The following is a 21,715-nucleotide window of genomic DNA, read 5'->3' as shown; positions in this document are numbered from 1 at the left end:
ACCTGCGGACGGGTCAACCATACGGGCAGGCGTGCCGCGCTCGGCAAGGAAGATGTGCTGGACTTGCCTGATGACCACGCCGCTCGAACGCGCGCTCGCCCTGCAGGCGATGCATGTCCCCGGAAACCCGCTGATCCTGCCGAACGTCTGGGACGTCGCCTCCGCCCACGCCGTCCTGGCGTCCGGCGTCCGCGCGATCGCGACGACGAGTGCCGGGGTCGCCTGGTCGCTCGGGCACCGCGACGGGAACGAGCTGACCCGCGACGTCGCCCTCGACACCGTGCGACGGATCGCATCGTCGGTGTCCGTCCCGGTCACCGCGGACATCGAGGGCGGCTACGGAGAGACACCGGACGAGGTCGCCCGCACGATCGCCTCCTGTATCGACGCGGGCGCCTCCGGCGTGAACCTCGAGGACTCGCTCCGCCCGATCGCGGAACAGGAACGACGGATCGAGGCAGCACGGTCTGCCGCTGACCAGGCCGGGATTCCCCTCTTCATCAACGCCCGGATCGACACGCATCGACTCGGCGACATCGGAGACGACCGTTGGTTCGACGAGACGGTGACGCGTGCCGCTGCGTATGCACGGGCCGGCGCGAGCGGGATCTTCGTGCTCGGTGCCCTCCGAGCCGACACGATCGAACGGCTCGCCGATGCGACGACCCTGCCACTCAACGTCGCCTTCGGTCCGGGAACGCTGACGATCAGCGAGCTCGCGAGAGCCGGCGCGAGTCGCATCAGCGCTGGCTCGTCGATCGCGGAAGCCGCTTACAGCCTCGCGCAGCAGTGGGCGACGGCGATGCTCGAGACGCCCGATGCAGCTCCCGCATCACCGCCCACGCTCGGCTGGGCCGCACTGAACCAGCTCATCCGGGACTGAACCCCCGACGGGGTCAGCGGTACGACGACCACACGTCGCGGATCGCCTCGAGCTGTCGGTCGATCGTGAAGCCGGAGACGTCCAGGACGACGTCGACCTCCGGCGGCGATGCGAGCAGGTCGTGCAGCAGATCGAACTCGGCGTCCGTCAGATACGCGGGGCGCGTCGCTGCACGCTCTCGCGCCTCATCCACCGGGAGCGTGAGATGGACCACGAGGCAGTCGGGGAGTTCCGCACGGTAGGCCGCGAGCGCGTCACCCGGCACGACATCCGCGATGACCACGTCGAAGCCGGCGTCACCGAGATTGCAAGCGAGCGCCGCGGCGTTCCGGACCGCGAGCAGGTGCTGTGCTTGCCCCTCCGGACCGCTCCAGAGCGTCGCATCACCGGCCACGATCAACTGCCGAACGTCGTCGGCATCGATGAACGCCGCTCGTTCACGCTCTCCGGCGAGGCGCCTGCCGCAGGTCGACTTCCCGACCGCAGGACCACCCGAGAGCACCAATGGACGCATACTCATCTGCTCGATGCGATCACAGGCCTGCGAGAAGGTCAACTCGCAAGGGTGACACTGCGATCCCCGAAGTCGGCGACAACCCGGACCTGACCACCCAACGCGGCGACGTACTTCCTGATGGTGTCGAGTTCGAACGACTCAAGCTGCCCGTGTTCGATGGCCGACACGCGACGCTGCGATACGCCCATCGTCTTACTGAGCTCCGTCTGCGTCAGATCAGCTTCCTTCCGCAGCGTGACCAGTTGATAAGCGAGCACTTCTGCCTCAGCGGCATGGCGAGCGGCGGCGACTCGCTCCGGGTCGCGACCCAACTTCGCACGCGCACTCCCCCAACCCACTGGCTGCTCACTCATCGTCATCACCCGTCTGCCATTCACGAAATCGCTGTTCACCTTAGAACCCTTGGGTTCTGCTTGCAATCCGATCGAGCGTGCCGATTCGGCACCCTCCGATACCCTGAGTGCAGTGAACCGTTCTTTCGCTCTGTGACCCAGAGGCCTTTCAGCGACACCCGTTCGCTCCTCCCACGAGGGGCGGTGATTTCGTGCGCCCGGAACGGGAGCTCCCTGCGGAGTTCCCCTGCACCCCGGCCCCCACTCGAAACCACTCCGGAAAGAACACCCACGCATGACGTCCATCGACGCTTCCTCGACCCCCTCCGACGACCGCTCGGCTCTTCGCGCGAACTGCGCTGACTGCTTCGCGCTCTGCTGCACCGCGTTCGGGTTCCAACGATCAACCGACTTCCCGATCGACAAACCGGCAGGCACGCCCTGCCTCAATCTGGCGGACGACTTCTCCTGCACCATCCACGAATCCCTGCGTCCGAGAGGGTTCCGCGGGTGCACCGTCTTCGACTGCTTCGGCGCTGGCCAGCTCGTGTCGCAGGAGCTCTTCAGCGGTACGAGCTGGCGCGACCGCCCCGACACGAGCCCCGAGATGTTCGCCACGTTCTCCGTCGTGCGCCAGCTGCAGGAGATGAGTTGGTACCTCGTCGAAGCCGCCGAGCGGACGGCCGCGTCAGACCTGGTGATGCACATCAGCCGCCTCCGTATTGGGATCCAGCGGATCCTCGACGGCGGCACCTCCGAGATCCTCGCCTGCGACGTCGAGTCCCTCCGCGCCGACGTCCGGCACCTGCTGATCGACGTCAGCGAGGAGGCGCGGGGCGGGTACCTGGCCGGCGCCGACACCGAGCCAGGCGACGACCTCCACCCCTCGGCGGACCTCGCCGGCCGCGACCTGCGCGCTCGTCGGCTGTGCGGAGCCGATCTACGCGGGGCGATCCTGATCGGCGCGGACCTGCGGGGGGCGGACCTGGCGGGCGTCGACCTGCTCGGAGCCGATCTCCGCGATACACGACTCGACGGGGCCGACCTCTCGGCCGCCCTGTTCCTCACCCAGATGCAGCTCAACGCGGCACGAGGTGACGAGGCGGCGCTCTTGCCGACCACCCTCGACCGACCGGGGCACTGGACGACGGCGAGTCGCGCTTCCTCCCCGACAGATGGGGAGTTGTCCCCGTAGGCCTCGGGCGGCCGTCCCAGATACCGTCGATGACATGATCCGCATGCACCGCACCCTCGCCCTGACCGCCCTCGTCGCAGCGACCGCCGGGATCGCCCTGACCGGGTGCTCGAGCCCACAGGAGGCACCCGACGACGCCCGGGCACTCGGCACGGGTGTGGCCGTCGAGGTCGGGACGGGCGTCGAGATGTCGTTCGCCATCGACGACGTCCGGGAGGGGAAGCTCAGCGACCTCGCCGAGATGGGTCTGCAGTCGACACCCTCCGACGAGGGCAAGACGCCGTACTTCGTCACCTACTCGGTGACGCTCACCGACGGCGACATCGCGGACGCGGACCGCTCGGCTCTGCCCGTCCCGAAGACCGACGAGTGGAAGCTCACCGGCACGGGCACGTACCAGCCCATCCAGGTGATCGGCCAGTTCGACTGCACGCCGGACGGCAACGCGACCGCCGGAGTCGCACCCGACGCTCCCCTGGTCGCCTGCCAGGCGTTCCTCGGCGACGCGGACGCACTCCCGACCGCCATCGAGGTGAAGGACCTCGGCACCTGGGCGACGAAGGACTGAGCTCCCGCGACTCGAGCTGCACCTGCACCGGCGAACGGTCTTCCACCATTCGCCGGTGCAGGGTAGTGTCTGCCGTGCGATAAGCGAACACCGTGTTCCATTATCGAATTCTTGACGATGAAGTGAGGAATCGATGCAGTTCCACCACCACGGCTATGTCTCCGGTGATCCGCGGGTCCTGCCCGCAGCGGGCGCCGGCGTCGACCGGCCCGATGACCTCCCGGAGGAGATGGACGTCCTCATCGTCGGCAGCGGGCCGGCCGGCATGATCGCCGCCGCCCAGCTGTCCCGGTTCCCGACGATCACCACGCGGATCGTGGAGCGCCGACCGGGACGCCTCGCGATCGGCCAGGCGGACGGTATCCAGGCGCGCAGCGTCGAGACCTTCGACGCCTTCGGCTTCGCCGAGCGCATCACCGCCGAGGCGTACCGGATCACCGAGATGGCGTTCTGGAAGCCCGACCTCGACGACCCGAGCCGCATCGTCCGCGGCGCACGCCCACTCGACGACACCACCGGCGTCAGCGAGTACCCGCACCTCATCGTGAACCAGGCCCGCGTGCTCGACTATTTCGCCGAGTACATGGCGAACGCGCCGACCCGGATGCGGCCGGACTACGGGTGGGCGTTCCAGGGACTCGAGATCGACGACGACGCGGAGTACCCGGTCGCGGTCACGCTGCTGGACACGAGCGACGAGTCCTCCGGCGAGACCAGGACCGTCCGCGCGAAGTACGTCATCGGGGCCGACGGCGCCCGGAGTGCCGTCCGCCAGGCGATCGGCTGCACCTTGGCCGGTGATCAGGCGAACCACGCGTGGGGCGTCATGGACGCCCTCGCCGTCACCGACTTCCCCGACATCCGTACGAAGTGCGCCATCCAGTCGGGTTCCGGCGGCAGTATCCTGCTCATCCCCCGCGAGGGCGGGCACCTCTTCCGGATGTACGTCGATCTCGGCGAGGTGCCGTCGGGCGGCAGCGAGGCCGTGCGGTCGACCTCGATCGAGCAGATCATCGACCACGCGAACACCATCCTGAGTCCCTATCGGCTCGACGTGAAGCACGTCGCCTGGCACAGCGTCTACGAGGTCGGCCATCGCCTGACGGACCGCTTCGACGACGTCCCGCTCGACGAACTCGGCACGCGCACGCCGCGCGTCTTCATCACCGGTGACGCCTGCCACACCCACAGCGCGAAGGCCGGCCAGGGAATGAACGTGTCGATGCAGGACGGGTTCAACCTCGCGTGGAAGCTCGGACATGTGCTCGAGGGCCGCAGCCCGGAGAGCCTGCTCGCGACCTACTCGGCCGAGCGGCAGGTGGTCGCGCAGGACCTCATCGACTTCGACCGGGAGTGGTCGACGCTCATGGCGAAGCGACCGGAGGAGTTCGCCGACCCGTCCGAGCTCGCCGACTTCTACGTGCGCACCGCGGAGTTCCCGGCCGGCTTCATGACCGAGTACAGCCCGTCGGCGATCGTCGGCGAGGCGACCCACCAGCACCTCGCGAGTGGCTTCCCGATCGGCAAGCGGTTCAAGTCCGCCCTCACCTCGCGCGTCGCGGACGCCAACCACATCCATCTCGGACACCACGCCACGGCCGACGGGCGCTGGCGGATCTACGTCTTCGCGGATGCCGCTTCGCCAGCGTCTGGCCGATCGGCGGAGCTCGCCGCCTGGCTGCAGGACGACCCGGAGTCACCGCTCCGCGCGGTGCCTGACGGCGTGCGGGCCGACGACTGGTTCGACGTGAAGATCGTCTACCAGCAGCGCCACACCGACATCGACCTCGGCACCGTTCCGCCGGTGTTCCTGCCGCGCGTCGGCCCGTTCGACCTCATCGACTACGAGAAGGTCTACGCCCGCCATCCCGACGTCGACATCTTCGCCGGGCGCGGCGTCGACCGAGCGGGTGCCGTCGTCGTCGTGCGGCCGGACCAGTACGTCGCCCACGTGCTCCCGTTCACGGCCACCGCGGAGCTCGCGGCGTTCTTCGACGGCGCGATGGGACGGCAGACGACGCACTCCTGATCGTCAGGCGAGCTCGGCGTCGATGTCGGCGAGGTCCAGGACGAAGCGGTACCGGACGTCGTTGCGGGCGAGCCGGTCGAGCGCCACGTCCACGTCCGCCGCCGGGACGAGCTCGACGTCGGCCGTCACACCGTGAGCGCCGCAGAAGTCCAGCAGGTCCTGCGTCCACCGGTGACCGCCACTGCCCGACGATGTCAGTCGCTTCCGGCCGAGGAGCAGGTCCATCGTCTGGATGGAGATCGGTCCGAGGTAGCCGAGCGAGCACAGGGTCCCGTCGAGGTCGAGGACGCGGAGGTACGGCGCGAGCTCGTGCTCCACGGAGACCGTGTCGATGACGAGGTCGAGACTGCCGGCCGCTGCGGCCATCGCCTCGGGGTCGGTCGAGACCACGACCCGGGACGCGCCGAGCCGCAGTGCGTCGGTCGCCTTGCCCTCGGAGGTGGTGAAGACCGTGACGTCGGCGCCGAGCGCGTGGCCGAGTCGGACGGCGAGGTGCCCCAGACCGCCGAGGCCGACGACGCCGAGCCGCGTCCCCTCCCCCACGCCGTTGGTGCGGAGCGGCTCCCAGACGGTGATGCCCGCGCACATCAGGGGTGCCACACCCGCCGGATCCAGGGAGGCCGGGCGGTGATAGACGAAGCTGTCGCGGACGACATAGCGCCCGGAGTAGCCGCCGAGCGTCGTGCTCCCGTCGATGCGGTCCCGGCCACCGTAGGTGAGGGTCGGGAACTCCAAGCAGGAGTTCTCCTGGCTGCGCAGACACATGGTGCAGGTACCGCACGAGTCGACGATGTTGCCGACGGCGACGGCATCGCCGGGGGCGAAGGACGTCACCTCGGAGCCGACGGCGACAACCTCCCCGACGAACTCGTGTCCGGGCACGAGTCCGGCCGCGGGTCCCGCGGAGGCGAGGGCGTGCAGGTCGCTGTGGCAGACGCCGCAGTGCGTGACCCGTACGTCGACATCGTCCGGGCGGAGGTCGCGGCGGTCGATGACGGTCGGTCGAAGGGAGCGGGGAGCAGCGGTGGACATGAGGGCGGTTGTGCGCATGGGCTGATACTACCTACTAGTTGGTAGTGTCGCTACACTGGATCGATGACCACCGCGGAACAGACTCGCCAGCGCATCCTCGACGCCGCGACCGAGGAGTTCGCCACCCACGGCATCGCTGGCGCACGGGTGGACCGCATCGCCAAGCGCTCCGGCATGAGCAAGCCGATGATCTACGCCTACTACGGCGCGAAGGACCAGCTGTTCGACGCCGTCTTCCACGCCCACGTCATCGCGAACGGCGACCGCGTACCGTTCACCGCCGCCGAGCTCCCCGAGTACGCGGCCCGGCTCTACGACGACTACCTCGCCGATCCGGCGCTCGCCCGCCTGGTGCTGTGGAAGCGGCTCGAGCGCGAGAGCACCGGCTACCTGTACCCCAGCCTCGAAGACCACGACGTCCGCCACATCCGGGACATCGAGGCGGAGCAACGAGCGGGGTCGATCCGCCCCGACCTCGACCCGGCGGACATCTGGTCGCTGCTCATCTCGACCGCCGCGACGTGGGCACAGGCGTCGATGACGGTCGTCGCGACCTCAGCGGACGCACCCGAGGTCCACCAGCGTCGGCGCACGGCACTGGCCGCGACGATCCGCGACGGGCTCTGCACTCAGGACGAGCGCGGCGAGGATCAGCACCACGGCGAGCGCCGCGGTCAGCACGGAAGTGCCGACCACGAGGAGCGCCACGATCGCGCCCAGCCCCAGTAGGACGGCGATCGCGAGTCGCCGTCGTGCACCGGTCGCGACCGGGCTCGGAACCGCCTCGACGCGGGCGAACACCGTCGCGACCAGTGCGGTCAGCGTCAGCGCGAGCGCCAGCCAGAGTGGCCGCCCGAGCCACCATCCGAGGCTATCCGGCGCCGGAAGCGCGATGCCGGTCGTCAGTGCGAACAGGGCCGACGCGCCGGCCATCGCCAGCAGGACCGGCATGTGCCAGAGGTAGATCGTCATGGCCCGCGTGGTGACGAAGGCCGTCACCGCCGCGACCCTGGGCCGCCGGCTGAGCCTCGTGAGCCGGTCCCGCAGGAGCGACAGCAGTGCCGTGTGCGCGACGCCGACGAGCAGGAGCGCCGCGGTGGGCGGGTTGATGTTCGCGATGAGGTCACTCGAGTACACGCCGGTCCACCAGGTGACGACGAGGACGACGACCGCCCCGACACTGGCGAGCGCCCGGACACGCCGGCTGAGCGCGCCGATCGAGCCGTCCGCCAGGAAGAACCCGAGTTGCTGGAGCGCGGTCCAGACGAGGACGAGGTTGAGGAATCCGAGGGCGTCGACGCCGGTGGCAGCGCGCAGGACGTCGACCAGCACGGCGGCCGCGGCGAGCGACACGATCGACCGGAGCGGTGCGCGCTCGTGGGCGGCGGCGAGTGCGGGCAGCAGTGCCTGGCAGAGCAGGAAGACGCCGAGGAACCAGAGGGGCTGGCCGAACCGGAAGCCTGCCATGGCGACGAGGTCGGCGGGGACACCGGCCAGAGTCAGCATCGCGAGTGCGGCTCCCACACAGCCGATGGTCACGACCGCGGGGAGCAACAGGCGGTGCAGCCGTGCCGCGACGAACGCCGAGGCCGGCACCCCTCGCGATCGCTGCCGACGGAAGGCGATCAACCCCGCGAACCCGCCGATGACGAAGAACAGCGGCATGACCTGCAGGACCCAGCTGAGCGGCGCGATCCACGCCGTGCCGTCGCTCGCGTTCTCGAACACCGGGCCGGCGGCGGTCACCGTCACGCCGACCATCATCGCGTGCAGGACGACGACCCCGACGATGCAGCAGGCACGCACGAGGTCGATGCCCGTGTCGCGAACGCTTAAGGCGACGACTGCGGATGCGAGCGCGGGTCTGGGCCCTGGTTCGGCGAGCTGCGGTGGGGTGTGGGTGATGGCCATGACGGTCCTCCTCGGTGATGTCCGAGGAGGTTATGAACGCGGTACCGAAGGGCACATCACCCGGCGGTGTCGTCGCGCCCCGTACCCAGGGGTGAGGCGCCGACGCGCGGAGTCCGGGTCAGGACGGGGCGACGAGTCCGGTGTCGTAGGCGAAGATCACGGCCTGCACGCGGTCGCGCGCGCCGACCTTCGCGAGGACCTTGCCGACATGGGTCTTCACGGTCTGCTCCGCGATGAACAGGGTCGCGGCGATCTCGCTGTTCGACCGCCCATGGCCGATGAGGACGAGCACCTCTCGCTCGCGCTCGGTGAGCTCCGCCAGCCGCGCGGCGCCATGCGAGGCGCGGGGCTTCTGCGCGGCGAACTGCGCGATCATCCGTCGGGTCACGCTCGGGGCGAGCAGGGCGTCGCCCGCCGCCACGACCCGCACGGCGTGGACCAGGTCCTCGGGAAGGGCGTCTTTGAGCAGGAAGCCACTCGCGCCGGCCTGTAGCGCGTCGTAGACGTAGTCGTCGATGTCGAAGGTGGTGAGCATGATGATCCGTGGGACTTTCGCCGCGGGGTAGGACGGCCCGAGGATGCGCTTGGTCGCCTCGATCCCGTCGAGCTCGGGCATACGGACGTCCATGAGGATCACGTCGGGGTCGAGTCGCGCGGAGAGTTTCACGGCCTCGGCGCCGTTCGCGGCCTGACCGGTCACCCGGATGCCCTCGTGGGCGTCGAGGAGGGCACCGAACCCGGCGCGGACCATGGCCTGGTCGTCGGCGATGAGGACGTCGATGGTCACGGGCGATCCTTCGTGGAGACGGGTCGGGAAGGGGACGAGGGTGTCGACGTCCGTGGCTCGGACGACACGGCGACCGGCAACGTGGCGACGACGAGCCAGCCGCCCTCACCGTCCGGCCCAGCGCTCAAGCCGCCGCCGAGGAGTTCCGCGCGCTCCAGCATGCCACGCAGGCCGTGTCCGGCTCCGTGTTCACCTGCCGACCGGGACGCTCCGTTGTGGATGCGCAGGTGCACCGCGGCGTCGTCGACCCGGACGTCCACGGCGACCGGTGCGCCGGGCGCGTGCCGTACCGCGTTGCTCATGCCCTCCTGGACGATGCGGAAGGCGGCGATCTGCACAGACGGCGGGACCTCGGCGCCGTCGGTGTCGGTCACCTGGAGGGTGATGTCGGCGCCCACCCGGCGCAGGCTCTCCGCGAGCGCCGGGAGATCGGCGATGCCCTGCTGCGGCGTCAACTCGGCCACCTGATCCTCGGTCCGCAGGACGCCGAGCAGGCGACGCATCTCCACGAGCGACGCCCGGGCGGTCGCTGCGATGTCGTCGAACTCCGCCGTGGCTTCGTCCGAGAGGCCGGGCACCCGGTACCTGGCGGTCGAGGCCTGCACCTGGATCACGGACATGCTGTGTGCGACCACGTCGTGCAGCTCGCGGGCGATCCGCGTGCGCTCCTCGACGAGCAGCCGCCGCGACTGCTCGGTGGCCGAGACCTGGCGCTCCCGGTTGAGCTCCTCGCCGATGCGCACGCGCCCGGAGACGAGGAGCGCGACGAGGAACGCCACGGCAGCGATGGAGGACGCGACGATGAGGTCGGCGGCCATGGCGGTCGGGTCGGCGGCGGACGGCACGAGCAGCGCTGCGACGAGCGAGCCGGCGATGTTCACGAGCAGGGTGATGAGCCCCGGCAACCAGCCGTGCAGGAAGGTGACGGCCCCGACGAGGACGGCGAACGCGATGAGCGCGGGTACGGACCACGGCCACGGCCAGACCGGGTCGTGATCGGCCGAGGCGATGAGCGGGAGCACGAACGCGGCGGCGGCGAACAGCGCGATCGCGACGCGCGGAAGGACCACGGAGAGGACAGGTGCCCCGCAGATCGCGGCTCCGAGGAGGAACGACGCCGGGAGCACGGTGCCGTAGAGGAGGCTCTGGATCGGCACGAGGACACTGAGCAGGACAACTCCGACGCCCGCGAGGACGATGAGGATGACGGTCCGACGAGTGATGCCGGGCGACGTGCGATCCATGGTCGTCATTCTCCCACCAGCACCAGGACGGGGTGGTCGTCCGCCTCCGCCTCCTCGGTCCCACTCGCCCCGGCAGCGGCCTCCGAGCGCTCGCGACGACGACGACGCGCCGCTGCGACCCGGTCGACGACGAGACCGAGGACGAGCGCCACGGCGACCCCGATGACGGAGCTGAGGAACGGCTGGTCCTCGAAGAGCTTCCCGGCCACGACGCCGATGAGCGCGCTGTAGGCGGCCCAGGTCACGCCACCGATGACGCTCAGGGGCAGGAAACGACGCCACGGGTACCGGAGGGCACCCGCCGACATGTTGACGGCGACCCGTCCGACGGGGATGTAGCGCGCACCCAGGATGAGCGGCGCGCCCCGCCTGCCGAGGGTCCGCCCGGCCCGGTCGAAGGCCGCGGCGATGCGCGGACGCCGCATCCAGGCGAAGCGGGTCGTGCCGACGCCACGGCCGATGAGGTAGGCGAGGTTGTCGCCGATCGCCGCCCCCACCGCCGCGACGGCGCAGAGCAGCAGGAGGTTCGACCCACCGGTCGAGACGGCGACCGCCGCGGCGGCGACGAGCACCGTCTCGCTGGGGATCGGCGGGAAGAAGCCGTCGATCACGGCCGCTGCGAACATCACCAGGTAGAGCCATGGTGAGGTCACGGCGCCGAGGATGAGTTCGTTGATGACGTCCATGCTCCGACGCTACGAAGCGGACGGACGCCGGGCATCACCCTGGGGTATCGACCACCCCCTACCGCGGTGGTGTCCTCGGCAGGGGATGGTCGACCGCGGGGGCCGTCCGGGACTACTCGACGACGGCCGGGACCTTCGGCTCGGCGTGCCCGCGCGGGGCGAGCGCCTCGTGCGTGCTGATCTCGTACGCGTTCTCCGCGTGGAGGGCGACGTCGAGCCCCTGCGCCTCGGTCTCGGCCGACACCCGGATGCCCATCGTCTTGTCGAGGACCTTGGCGAGCACCCAGGTGATGGAGAAGGTGTAGGCGAACACGGCGACGATCGCGAGCGCCTGCTTGCCGAGGAGGAGGAAGCCGCCGCCCGCGAGGAGTCCCTCGCCGCCGCTGGGCGCGAGCGGCACCGCGAGGACACCGATGAGGAGACCCCCGACGACGCCGCCGACGAAGTGGAGGGCGGTGACGTCGAGGGCGTCGTCGAAGCCGAAGCGGACCTTGAGGCTGACGGCGAAGTAGCAGACGACCGCGGCGGCGGCGCCGATCGCGAGCGAGCCGAGCGGGGTGACCGCGCCGCAGGAGGGCGTGATGGCGACGAGTGCGGCGATCGCACCCGAGCAGGCGCCCAGCGTGGTCGGGTGACCGTCGCGCAGCTTCTCGACGACGAGCCAGACGATGACGCCGGTGCAGGTGGCGGCGACGGTGTTGAAGACCGCGACGGCGGCGTTGTTGTCGGCCGCACCGAGGGCGCTGCCGTCGAAGCCGATCCAACCGACGAAGAGGAGTCCGGCTCCGAGCAGGGTGAGCGGGAGGCTGTGCGCCTTGGGCTGCGACGGGAAGCCGTTGCGCTTGCCGAGGACGATGGCGAGGGCGAGGGCGGCGACCCCGGAGTTGACGTGGATCGCGGTGCTGCCGGCATAGTCGATCGAGCCGATCGTGTTGGCGAGCCACCCACCCTGCACGCTGCCGTCAGCGGAGTCGAAGGCGAAGACCCAGTGCGCGACCGGGAAGTAGACGAGCGTCGACCAGACACCGGCGAAGACCATCCATGCGCTGAACTTCATCCGACCGGCGGCAGCACCGGCGACGATCCCGATCGTGAGACCGGCGAACATCAGGTGGAGTGCGGCGAGCGCCAGCGGCGGCAGCGTGCTCCCCTCAGGGGCGACGAGCAACTGGCCGAGGCCCGGGTACTCGGTGGGGTCGCCGACGAGCCCGAGGCCGCCGAGGCTGTCGCCGAAGACCATCGAGTAGCCGAAGGCCACCCAGAGGATCCCGACGAGACAGAACGACGCGAAGATCATCATCATCATGTTCATGGTGACGCGACGGCTGACCATGCCGCCGTAGAACATCGCCAGGCCGGGCAGCATCAGCGCCACGGCCACCACCGCCGTCAGGAGCCATGCAGTGTTGCCCGCGATTGCAGCCGTGTCCATTCGGACCTCCAGGGTTCGCGCGGGATCCGAAACGGACGACCGCATTTTCAATAGGTCATCCAATTGTTGTGACGACCGGTTTCAATGCAGTATCGAATCCGTTTCGTGTTCGTTACGGGATCGCGTGTCGAGTCCGGTCGGCGTTTACCCCTCGGCAGACGTGAATGATGGGCGTCATCACGTCGAGCCTGCGGTCGGGACGTCGGACCCACTCGACGGACGCCCCAGCTGAGGACGAGTCTCCGGCGGGTTAGCCGGCCGCGAGGTCGAGTTGGAGCGCAGCCCGCTCGACGTCGGCGAGCGCAGCGCGGTCGACAAGGAGGCTGTGGAGGGTGGCGGCGGAGGTGCGCCGCGCGAAGGCCCTGATGCGGTCCGTCTCGCTCGCACCCTCGGCGGCCTCGACCGGCGGGTACTGCGCGGCGATGTCGCCGGAGCCATAGCGGTAGGCCTTCTGCATGCCCTCGTTGGCGTGGAGTGCGGCCGCTGCCGCCCACTCCGGCGTCTCGCTGCCGCCGAGCACGAGGGTCCCCTGCTCGACGCCGTCGCGGATGAGCCCGGCGATGAAGGTGAACAGCGTGCGGTAGTCGTCCCAGAACGACGCGAGGTCGTCGGGATGCTCCGCCGCGAGCCGCTCGATCTCGTTGTAGTCGAAGGGCGCCTCGCAGATCGCGACGCCGTCCTCGTAGAGGACGCGGTAGAGCTTCGCGGGAACGCCAGCCTCGATCGGACCGAGGGCCTCCGCGGCGCCGACCGACTGGCGGTTCGAGGCGGCGGTCGCCCGCAGCACCTCGCGCTTGTTCGCGAACCAGTAGTAGAGCGAGGACTGCTTCATCCCGCACGCCTCGGCCAGCATCGTCATGCTCGTGCGCTCGTACCCGCGCTCCGCGAACAGCCTGGTCGCGACCTCGATGATCTCCTCACGAGGATCCTCGGCGGCGATCCCGCTCGCGCGAGGACGACCGGGCGATGCTCCTGTGCGGCCGGCCATCGATCACCACTCCCTGCTCGCGGACACCTCCGCCAATCCTAGGGGCGGGCACAGCAGCTCACCTCTCGCCCAGCAGCTCCCGCATGGCCGCCTCGATCACGGCCGTCTCGGCGGCACGCACGCCAGGCCGCCCCGCCACATGGCCGAGGTCGGACTCGATCACCCGCACCTCGCTCCGAGGCATCATCGCCGACTCCAGGACGTTGTCCTCGACGGTGAAGTAGAGGTCGGTCGACGACGGCATGACGAGGCTCCGCGCGCGCACTCCGCCGAGCGCCGCGGCCAACCCGCCCTCGACCCCTCGCCCGGGATCCGCCCGTTGCCAGGTGCGCAGCATCGCGAGCAGGTCGTTCGCGTCCCACCGCTCGTGGTCGGCCGCCCAGTCCTCGAGGAGGTCGGCGACGTCGGCGTACCCGAGCTCACGGTAGGTGCCGTCGCGGAAGAACGCCTGCGAGTAGGCCCACCCGGCATACACCGTCCCGAATGCGCGGAGTCCGGCCCGCGGCGGTGTCGTGTAGCGGCCGTCGTCGAACGCCGGGTCGGCTCGGAGCGCCGCCTCGACGCCGGCCAGGAAGACCGCGTTGTGCGGCGAGCAGCGGGCGGCACCGGCGACGGGGAGGAACGTGGCGACGGACTCCGGGTACCGCACCGCCCACTCGTAGGCCTGCAACGCGCCCATCGACCAGCCGGCGACCAGCCGCCAGCGGCGGACCCCGAGGTGTTCGGCGAGCTGGCGCTGCGCGCGCACGTTGTCACCGATCGAGACCTCGGGGAACGCGGCCCCGCGAACCTCCGCGGCGGCGTTCGACGGCGATGTCGACACACCGTTGCCGAACAGGTCCACCGAGACGATGAACCAGTCCGCGGGGTCGAGCGCCCGCCCCGGACCTACCCACGGCTCGTAGCTCGCGTGCGTCCCGGTGTAGTAGCTCGGGAGCAGGACGGCGTTGTCGCCGTCGGCGTTCAGCGCGCCCTGCGTCGTGTACGCGAGCCGCGCCTCGGGGAGGTCCGCGCCGGACTCCAGCGCGAACCTCCCGAGGTCGAGGACCTGGTGCATCGGGATCAGAAGAACTTCAGATAGCGGGCGGTCTCCCAGTCCGACACGTGCGCCTGGTACTCGTTCCACTCCTGGCGCTTGTAGTCGATGAACGCGTCGTACATGGCGTCACCGAACACCGAGCGCGACAACGAGTCGGTCGCGAACTCGTCGACGGCCTCGCCGAGGCTGCGGGGCAGCATGCCGATGCCGAGCTGCGCGACCTGCGCCTCGGTGTAGTCGTACATGTTCTCGGTGTGCGGCGCTCCCGGGTCGAGGTCCTCACGGATGCCCTCGAGGCCTGCGGCGAGGATGAGCGCCGCCCCAAGGTACGGGTTGCAGCTGATGTCGGCCGCCCGGCACTCCACGCGGCCACCCTGCAGGGGCACGCGGAGCATGTTGGTGCGGTTGTTGTTGCCGTAGCTCACGAACACGGGAGCCCAGGTCGAGCCCGACATGCTGCCCTGACGCACGAGGCGCTTGTAGCTGTTGACCGTCGGCGCGATGACCGCAGAGAGCGCCGGCGCGTGCTTGAGGACACCGGCGATGAACTTGTAGCCGAGCTCCGAGATGCCGCAACCACGTGGGTCGTCGTCGGTCTCGAAGAGGTTCTCACCGGTCTCGATGTCGGCGAGCGACATGTTGAAGTGCGCACCCGAGCCGCTGCGGTCGGCGAAGGGCTTCGGCATGAAGGTGGCGAAGTAGCCGTGCTTGCGGACGATCTCGTTGGCCATGAGCCGGAAGAAGACGGCGCGGTCCGCCATGGTGAGCGCGTCTGAGTAGTTGAAGTCGATCTCGAACTGCCCCGGGGCGTCCTCGTGGTCGAACGAGTACACGCCCCAGCCCATCTCGGTCATCGCCTCGACCAGCTCGGTGAGCCAATCGAGGTTGTCGAGCGCCGCGGTCGCCGTGTAGCAGGGCTTCGCGAGGTCGTCGCGGTCGCTGACCTCGGTCACACCCTCCGGGGTGTCCTTCAGGACGAAGAACTCGGTCTCGATCCCGAGGTTGAAGGTGAAGCCCATCTCAGCCGCCGCCTCGAGCTGGCGCTTGAGGATGTTGCGCGACGCCGCCTCGAACGGCTCGCCCTTCGTGTACAGGTCGCTCGCGAAGAAGGCGACATCCTTCCGCCACGGCAACTGCACCGCGCTGTCGAGGTCGGGGCGAGCGGAGAGCTCCTCGTCACTGATCGCCTGCGGGAGGCCGTCGAGCGCGGCCCCCGTGAAGAGCTCCGATCCCCCGGCCATGCGCTCGAGGTGCGACAGCGGGACGAACTTGGTCTTGATGCTGCCGTGCATGTCCACGAAGCTCGCCATGGCGTACTTGACGCCGGCCTCCTGCAGTCGGGCGCGGACGGACTCCACGGTGGTAACGGTCTCGACGATGGTCATGGGGTGCTCCTCCGGTTGTGTCGCACGCGTACTGCGACGTATTTCCATACTGTATTGAAAAGTATGCGGACACCCGGTTTCGCCGTGGTGACGGCGATGTTTCGCGGAGATGAAGGCGCGGGTCGCCGGGATGACACCGAGCTCTGCCATATCACCTAGCCAAAGATGTTGACGTATTGAACATGAGCGTCTAGTATTTAAGTAATCACCTGATCGGCTGCTCGAGCCGCCTCCCGGAAAACGATTGATGCGACTGTTCGATCGATGAACACCCCATCAGACAAGCTAGGAGCACCTCCATGTCCCACCTCCCCCGACGCCGACGGGCATTGGCCGCATCGGCCCTGCTCGGCACGGCAGCCATCGCCAGCTCCCTCATCCCCACCGCAGCGTGGGCGGCAGCCGGCGACACCAACGTCGTCGCCGACCCGAACTTCCAGGCGTGCCTCAACGAGGACCAGTTCAAGCGCGACGCCGCCACGCCGATCACCGAGGCCGAACTCGCCACAGTGACCGGCTGGGTGGAGTGCGTCTCGAAGTACGCCACCATCACGAGCCTCGAGGGTGCACAGTTCCTCGTCAACGCGCCCATCCTCCGCCTGCACTCCAACCTGGAGATCAACGACCTCACGCCGCTCGAGGGGATGGACGCGCTCCGCACCCTCACGCTCCAGGGGTACAAGAACCTCCCCGCGACGATCGATCTGCACGATCTTGCCGGGGTCGGCGACACCCTGACCACACTGAGCCTCATCCCGGATGTCGCGGACGAGACCGTCGCTCCCCCGACGACGATCACCGGCTGGGACGCGCTGCCCAACCTCACCAAACTCTTCGTCCCGTTCAACCGACAGACGGACATGGACCTGCAGGCGCTCACGGCCCTCACCGACCTGCGTGTCGGCTACAACCTGCTCGACAGTGCCGACCTCGCCTCGTTCCCGCGCGGCCCGTACAACATCCTTAACCTCGAATTCAATGCGATCAACGACTTCTCGGGACTCCCGACCACGTCGACCCTGTGGGCGGACGACCAGCGTCACGTCAGCTCGGAGCCGATCCTGAAGTCCGCCGAGCAGAGCAGCATCACCGCCACACCGGCTGACCGCACCGTTCCGTGGTCGGGCGGCACGGCTCGACTCGGAGACGGATCCGTCGACGCCGGTCCCCTCACCTTCGCGAGCACCGACATCGTCACGCGCGCCCAGGCGTCGGCCGAAGGGCTGGAGCCGATCCGCGGCGACTACGAGTGGTACGCCCAGTACCCGTGGACGATCGACGACCCGAGCGGAGCCGCTGCGAACGGTACCACCCTGTACCCTGTCGTCGAGGTCGACCAGCACGACGCGTCCGTCTCGGTGCCCGCGCACACCGCCCTCGACGAGGAACTGGTGACGTTCGACTACTCCGCCGAGGCGACCGTCGCCTACGCTCCGACCTCGTACTCCACCGTGGCCGGTTCACTCCCGGACGGCCTGTCCGTCGACCCGCAGACCGGGCACCTCGTCGGCACTACCACGACGACCGGCACCTTCTCCGTGACCATCGACACCACCGACGCCTCCGGCCTCACGACCCGCGGTGAGCACACCGTCACGATCGACGCGCTTGTCGTCCCGAACCCCGCGACCCCGGGCATCGACAACCCGGCCGGCCCGGACAACGCCTCGTGGATCATCCCGGCCGACACCGACCTCATCACCTGGACGCTGCGCGACGGCCACCTCATCGCCACGACCGTGCCCGGCGCGGTGTTCGCCGACGGCACCGACACCATCGACTACGGTGTCGCGGTCGACACCGACACGAAGGACTCGGGCGACACCGGTGGCGGATCCTCGACCGGCGGCAACTCGTCGAACGGCAAGCTCGCCTCCACCGGCGTCGACGCGGCTGGAACGATCGCCGCGATCGGCGGAGCACTCACGCTCCTCGCGGCCGGCCTCGTCATGATGCTGCGCCGCCAGAAGCAGGCACAGCACTGACGACGGCGACCCGGCGAGCCCACCGGCCCGCCTGACCGCTGAAGCACGAACGGCCCCGCCCCCCCCCCCCGGAGGGACGGGGCCGTTCTGCGTACACGTCGTGGACGGGATGCGCGACCGCGTCATGCCTGTCATCACGCGGAGGGTGAATCCGAAACCCGTCGGCGCCGGACCACGGCCACCGTCAGCGCACCGATCAGCAGGGCTGAGCGTACCGAGCGCCGTCGCGGGGACGACACCGTCGACACCGGTCTTGCTGAGGTCGTCGCCGCCTCCAGCCGCGGCACCGCCATCAGCGTCGCCACCGCCCGCCGGGATATCGGCCGGCGAGGCGTACCAGGTCGCTGCACCGTCGCCCACCCGACCGCAGCGGCTGAGCTGCGCGTTCGGCGTGCCGGTCAGGACCCCGTACTCGATCATGATCGGGAACTGCTGCAGCCGCTGGGTCCCCGGCCCGGTCAGGTGGACCTGGTCGGCATTCCCGGCATGTCAGATCTGCAGGTCGCGGGCCGGGGTGCCCACGGCGTTGCGGTTCGAGAAGCGGGAGGTGAAGCGGAACGGCTCGTCCGGATAGAACGGGTTGCCGGCACTCAGGGCGTTCGGCCAGCCGAACAGGACGACCTCGGTGGGCGTGTAGGAGTAGCTGTTGAGCAAATAGCCGGCACCCGGGGTGTTCTCCACGCGGATCGTCGCCCCGTTGACACCGGGCGTGAACGAGGCTCCGGGTTCCATTCAGGGCGCGTCGTCGGGCCCCAAGTTGGACTGGCCGCTCGCGGAGTCGGGGTCGAAGCCGGTGATCTGCACGTCGTAGGTCGTGGTCCCGACCGGAACGGACTCCACGGTGTTAACGGTCTCGATGACGGTCATGGGATGCTCCTCCGGTTACGTCGCTGCCCTCGCCGCGACTCATTTCGATACTGTATTGAACGTATGCGTTGGTGGAGTTTCGACGCAGTGTCGAAAGTGTTTCCAGGGTGTGAACCCTGCGCCGAGGTGCACTGAAAACGCAGAACCGGCGCCCGCCGCGAGTGCGACCGACGCCGGTTCCGGGAGTCGTGGTTACGGAACGATGACCGCGCGACCGCGGATCGTGCCCGCGTGCAGGTCCTCGTAGGCCTTCGGGGCGTCGTCGAGCGAGTACGGCTGCACCTCGACGTCGACCTTGCCCGCCTTCGCGAGCTCGAAGACCTCGATGAGCTCGCTCCGCGAACCCCAGTACGGCACGCGGACGGCGGCGTCATAGGCGATCGAACCGAAGCCGATGGTCGCCGATCCGCCACCGATGCCCACGATCGTCACGTCGGCCTCCATGGCGGCGACCGCGGTGGCCGTGGCGATCGTCGGGTTGGCGCCGACGAAGTCGAACACCGCGTCGACCCCGACCCCGCCGGTCAGCTCGCGGATCTTGCCCGCGGCCGACTCGTCGCTGATGAGCGTGACGTCGGCGCCGACGTGCTTCGCCAGCTCGAGCTTCTCGTCGCTCACATCGAGGACGATGACCGTCGCTCCGGAGAGCGCCTTGAGCATCTGGATGCCGACGTGACCGAGACCACCGGATCCGATGACGACGGCGAAGGTGCCGGCACCGAGCTTCGGCAGGCTGCGCTTGATCGCGTGGTACGGCGTGAGCCCGGCATCGGTGAGGGACACGTTCTTCACGGGGTCGAGGTCGCCGATCGGCACCAGATGGCGCACGTCGTCGACGATCATGTACTCGGCCATCGAGCCCTGGCTGCCGAGTCCGGGAGGACGGATCCCCTCGGCGACGGCGTTCGTGCAGTAGTTCTCCTTGCCCTGCGAACAGTTCAGGCAGTGGCCACAGCCCCACGGCCCGTAGACGGCGACCGCGTCACCGATCTGCAGGCTCGTCTCGACACCCTCGCCGAACGACTCAATGACGCCGGCACCCTCGTGACCGAGCGTGAGCGGCAGCGGGTATTGCTGCGCGAGGTAGTCCTCCTCGGGGAGGCTCATGACGTAGTCGTCGGAGTGGCAGACACCGGCGGCGGTGACCTTCAGGAGGATCTCACCCGGCCCCGGTGTCGGCTTCTCGATCTCGACGACCTCGGGGGCCGAGCCGATCTTCGTGTACCGCAGTGCCTTCATGGTGAGACATCCTCCTCGAGCGTCGGAACCGCACGCCGCAGTCGCTCACTAAGCGACGTGTGTCAGATAAGTCTGACCGTTCCAGTATGCGCCTCGATCCGGCGGCCGACACCCCGTTGACAGAACTCTGGCACCGACACCCGTCAGCGCGGTTCCCAGGCCAGGACAGCGTCGAGGAGTTCAGCTCGCGACAGCCCACTGTCCACCTGGAGGACCGACTGCGGCAGGGTCGCGAGCCAGGCCTCGTGCGACGCCCGACTCCGGCCGTCGAACGCGGGGTCGTCGTAGCCGGACGCCCACTCCCGGAACTCCTGCCACGCGCGCTCGTCGTGCGGTTCGCCGGCCCGCCGCTCGATCTCTCGGGCCTCCAGACGCCGCAGCCGCTCCGCCGGGTCGAGGGTCACGAAGACGATCGCGTCGCACTCGGCGACGATCTCGTCGCCCCAGCCGGGCATCGAACCCGACAGGACCCACGCCTCGCGCGGCACGAACAGCTCGCGCACGAGCCGCACCCGCTCCGCGTCAGAACGCTTGGTGACGTAAGGCGGGTCCGTCGGCACCCAGAAGTAGTCGTCGGCGTCGGCGTGCGGGACGGACCAGTGATCGGCGAGCGCCCGCCCGAGCGTCGTCACGCCACTACCACTGGCGCCCATCACGTGCACTCTCGATCGTCGCATCCGTCCATTCTGACGCGTCGGGCACTGGACGGCTCAGGCGCGGTCGTGGAGCGTCAGCTGGTAGCCGTCGGGGTCGGCGAAGGTGAAGGTGCGACCGAACGGGCCGTCGATCGGCGCCGAGACGATCGCGTGGCCGTCGGCGACGAGGGCGTCGTGGATCTCCTGGACGTCGGTGGCGTGCAGCCAGATCGCCGCTCCGATCCCGGGCTGGTTCACCGAGGCGAGGTCGGTCCCGGGGACGATGTCGCGCAGCGCGAAGGCGGTCGGCGTCGTCTCGAAGACGACCGCGTGCGGCGGGCCGGCCTGCGAGCGGACGAGGCCGAGGTACTGCTCGTAGAAGGCCTGCGAGGCGTCGAGGTCGGTGACCTGGAGGGAGATGAAGTCGGGTCCGGTGACGGGCATGATGTGCGTCCATTTCTCTTGTGTCAGTTATCTGACACACTCAGTCTATGTCAGAATACTGACATGAGTCAAGACGGGATCGAACTGGACACCTCGCTCGGGTACCTCCTGAAGGAGGCGTCGAGCGCACTCCGCTCAGCCATGGAGGCGGTGCTGCGGCCACTCGGCATGACGATCACGCACTACTCCTGCCTCGAACTCCTCGCCCAGCGACCCGGGCTGTCGAACTCGGAACTGGCTCGCGGCGCCTTCGTCACCCGACAGTCCATGAACGTGCTCCTGCAGGCCCTCGAGCGCGACGGCTTCGTCAGCCGTCCTGACCAGGCACCCGTTGGGAAGGCCCTGCCCACGCAGCTGACGCCGCTCGGTCGCGAGCATCTCGCGCAGGCGACCGCCGCGGTGCGAACGGTCGAGGTGCGGATGCTGAGCGACCTGACCGCGGACGAGCAGCAGGCGGCGCTCGGCATCCTGCGCAGGATGATCCGCTCACTTCGCGACGCCGACGCCTGACGGCCCG

General features: G+C 69.2%; 22 protein-coding genes and 1 pseudogene. 7 read left to right on the top strand and 16 right to left on the bottom strand.

Annotation, left to right across the window (positions count from 1 at the left end):
• The first annotated feature begins 70 nt into the window (after positions 1 to 70).
• Positions 71 to 883, top strand: coding sequence for an isocitrate lyase/PEP mutase family protein (locus ACQG07_RS14670; RefSeq protein ID WP_426738642.1), 813 nt, complete (start codon positions 71 to 73; stop codon positions 881 to 883).
• A gap of 13 nt (positions 884 to 896) precedes the next feature.
• Here ACQG07_RS14670 and ACQG07_RS14665 read toward each other — a convergent pair whose 3' ends face one another.
• Both ACQG07_RS14665 and ACQG07_RS14660 read right to left on the bottom strand, forming a co-directional pair.
• Positions 897 to 1,439 carry a hypothetical protein gene (locus ACQG07_RS14665; protein WP_426738641.1) on the bottom strand — a complete coding sequence of 181 codons (543 nt, stop codon included), beginning with the start codon at positions 1,437 to 1,439 and terminating at the stop codon, positions 897 to 899.
• Positions 1,436 to 1,792, bottom strand: coding sequence for a helix-turn-helix domain-containing protein (locus ACQG07_RS14660; RefSeq protein ID WP_426738640.1), 357 nt, complete (start codon positions 1,790 to 1,792; stop codon positions 1,436 to 1,438). Before ACQG07_RS14660 ends, ACQG07_RS14665 begins: the two co-directional genes overlap by 4 nt.
• 235 nt (positions 1,793 to 2,027) lie before the next feature.
• On the opposite strand from ACQG07_RS14660, the gene ACQG07_RS14655 reads away from it, so the two are divergent.
• From ACQG07_RS14655 to ACQG07_RS14645, 3 genes are all read left to right on the top strand, one after another.
• Positions 2,028 to 2,927, top strand: a complete 900-nt coding sequence (locus tag ACQG07_RS14655; protein WP_426738639.1) for a pentapeptide repeat-containing protein — start codon at positions 2,028 to 2,030, stop codon at positions 2,925 to 2,927.
• A 34-nt stretch (positions 2,928 to 2,961) separates the two neighbouring features.
• Positions 2,962 to 3,495 (top strand): hypothetical protein, encoded by a 534-nt coding sequence (locus ACQG07_RS14650; protein ID WP_426738638.1) that lies wholly within the window; start codon positions 2,962 to 2,964, stop codon positions 3,493 to 3,495.
• A gap of 133 nt (positions 3,496 to 3,628) precedes the next feature.
• Positions 3,629 to 5,524, top strand: a complete 1,896-nt coding sequence (locus ACQG07_RS14645; protein ID WP_426738637.1) for an FAD-binding monooxygenase — start codon at positions 3,629 to 3,631, stop codon at positions 5,522 to 5,524.
• Between the two features lie 3 nt (positions 5,525 to 5,527).
• Here the strand turns inward: ACQG07_RS14645 and ACQG07_RS14640 are convergent, their stop codons facing one another.
• Positions 5,528 to 6,574 (bottom strand): NAD(P)-dependent alcohol dehydrogenase, encoded by a 1,047-nt coding sequence (locus ACQG07_RS14640; protein WP_426738636.1) that lies wholly within the window; start codon positions 6,572 to 6,574, stop codon positions 5,528 to 5,530.
• 45 nt (positions 6,575 to 6,619) lie between these two features.
• On the opposite strand from ACQG07_RS14640, the pseudogene ACQG07_RS14635 reads away from it, so the two are divergent.
• Positions 6,620 to 7,108 (top strand): annotated as a pseudogene (locus ACQG07_RS14635) (TetR family transcriptional regulator); the annotation flags it as partial.
• 3 nt (positions 7,109 to 7,111) lie between these two features.
• Here ACQG07_RS14635 and ACQG07_RS14630 read toward each other — a convergent pair.
• From ACQG07_RS14630 to glnT, 8 genes are all read right to left on the bottom strand, one after another.
• Entirely contained in the window at positions 7,112 to 8,467 is a 1,356-nt protein-coding gene (locus ACQG07_RS14630; protein ID WP_426738635.1) for an acyltransferase family protein, read from the bottom strand.
• Positions 8,468 to 8,585: 118 nt separating this feature from the next.
• On the bottom strand, positions 8,586 to 9,254 hold the full coding sequence (locus ACQG07_RS14625; RefSeq protein ID WP_079704581.1) for a response regulator: 669 nt from the start codon (positions 9,252 to 9,254) through the stop codon (positions 8,586 to 8,588).
• Positions 9,251 to 10,498: a sensor histidine kinase gene (locus ACQG07_RS14620; protein ID WP_274499048.1), complete on the bottom strand. Its 1,248-nt coding sequence runs from the start codon at positions 10,496 to 10,498 to the stop codon at positions 9,251 to 9,253. Before ACQG07_RS14620 ends, ACQG07_RS14625 begins: the two co-directional genes overlap by 4 nt.
• A 5-nt stretch (positions 10,499 to 10,503) precedes the next feature.
• On the bottom strand, positions 10,504 to 11,184 hold the full coding sequence (locus ACQG07_RS14615) for a DedA family protein (RefSeq protein WP_274499047.1): 681 nt from the start codon (positions 11,182 to 11,184) through the stop codon (positions 10,504 to 10,506).
• A gap of 112 nt (positions 11,185 to 11,296) precedes the next feature.
• Positions 11,297 to 12,616, bottom strand: coding sequence for an ammonium transporter (locus ACQG07_RS14610; RefSeq protein WP_426738634.1), 1,320 nt, complete (start codon positions 12,614 to 12,616; stop codon positions 11,297 to 11,299).
• A 250-nt stretch (positions 12,617 to 12,866) separates the two neighbouring features.
• Positions 12,867 to 13,604 (bottom strand): TetR/AcrR family transcriptional regulator, encoded by a 738-nt coding sequence (locus tag ACQG07_RS14605; RefSeq protein WP_426738633.1) that lies wholly within the window; start codon positions 13,602 to 13,604, stop codon positions 12,867 to 12,869.
• 58 nt (positions 13,605 to 13,662) lie between these two features.
• Positions 13,663 to 14,661: an alpha/beta fold hydrolase gene (locus ACQG07_RS14600; protein WP_426738632.1), complete on the bottom strand. Its 999-nt coding sequence runs from the start codon at positions 14,659 to 14,661 to the stop codon at positions 13,663 to 13,665.
• 5 nt (positions 14,662 to 14,666) lie between these two features.
• Positions 14,667 to 16,028 carry a type III glutamate--ammonia ligase gene (glnT, locus tag ACQG07_RS14595; RefSeq protein ID WP_274499043.1) on the bottom strand — a complete coding sequence of 454 codons (1,362 nt, stop codon included), beginning with the start codon at positions 16,026 to 16,028 and terminating at the stop codon, positions 14,667 to 14,669.
• 299 nt (positions 16,029 to 16,327) lie between these two features.
• On the opposite strand from glnT, the gene ACQG07_RS14590 reads away from it, so the two are divergent.
• Entirely contained in the window at positions 16,328 to 18,013 is a 1,686-nt protein-coding gene (locus ACQG07_RS14590; protein WP_274499042.1) for an Ig domain-containing protein, read from the top strand.
• 489 nt (positions 18,014 to 18,502) lie between these two features.
• Here ACQG07_RS14590 and ACQG07_RS14585 read toward each other — a convergent pair whose 3' ends face one another.
• The 5 genes from ACQG07_RS14585 to ACQG07_RS14565 all read right to left on the bottom strand — a co-directional run bounded on the left by ACQG07_RS14585 (position 18,503) and on the right by ACQG07_RS14565 (position 21,198).
• Positions 18,503 to 18,745 (bottom strand): hypothetical protein, encoded by a 243-nt coding sequence (locus ACQG07_RS14585; protein WP_274499040.1) that lies wholly within the window; start codon positions 18,743 to 18,745, stop codon positions 18,503 to 18,505.
• Positions 18,746 to 18,880: a hypothetical protein gene (locus tag ACQG07_RS14580; protein ID WP_426738631.1), complete on the bottom strand. Its 135-nt coding sequence runs from the start codon at positions 18,878 to 18,880 to the stop codon at positions 18,746 to 18,748. It lies immediately after the preceding gene.
• 192 nt (positions 18,881 to 19,072) lie between these two features.
• Positions 19,073 to 20,119 (bottom strand): NAD(P)-dependent alcohol dehydrogenase, encoded by a 1,047-nt coding sequence (locus tag ACQG07_RS14575; protein ID WP_191940106.1) that lies wholly within the window; start codon positions 20,117 to 20,119, stop codon positions 19,073 to 19,075.
• 143 nt (positions 20,120 to 20,262) lie between these two features.
• Complete coding sequence (locus ACQG07_RS14570; protein ID WP_426738630.1) at positions 20,263 to 20,796, bottom strand: AAA family ATPase; 534 nt, start codon at positions 20,794 to 20,796, stop codon at positions 20,263 to 20,265.
• Between the two features lie 33 nt (positions 20,797 to 20,829).
• Positions 20,830 to 21,198 (bottom strand): VOC family protein, encoded by a 369-nt coding sequence (locus ACQG07_RS14565; protein WP_079704572.1) that lies wholly within the window; start codon positions 21,196 to 21,198, stop codon positions 20,830 to 20,832.
• Positions 21,199 to 21,261: 63 nt separating this feature from the next.
• Between ACQG07_RS14565 and ACQG07_RS14560 the strand changes: the two genes are divergently transcribed.
• Entirely contained in the window at positions 21,262 to 21,708 is a 447-nt protein-coding gene (locus ACQG07_RS14560; protein WP_426738629.1) for a MarR family winged helix-turn-helix transcriptional regulator, read from the top strand.
• Positions 21,709 to 21,715 lie beyond the last annotated feature (7 nt).

Origin of the sequence: Plantibacter sp. 2H11-2, from assembly GCF_050031945.1 — a bacterium.
Lineage (GTDB): Bacteria > Actinomycetota > Actinomycetes > Actinomycetales > Microbacteriaceae > Plantibacter > Plantibacter auratus.
The sequence above is the reverse complement of the archived record's forward strand: the minus strand, read 5'-3'. Positions and strand labels throughout refer to the sequence as shown.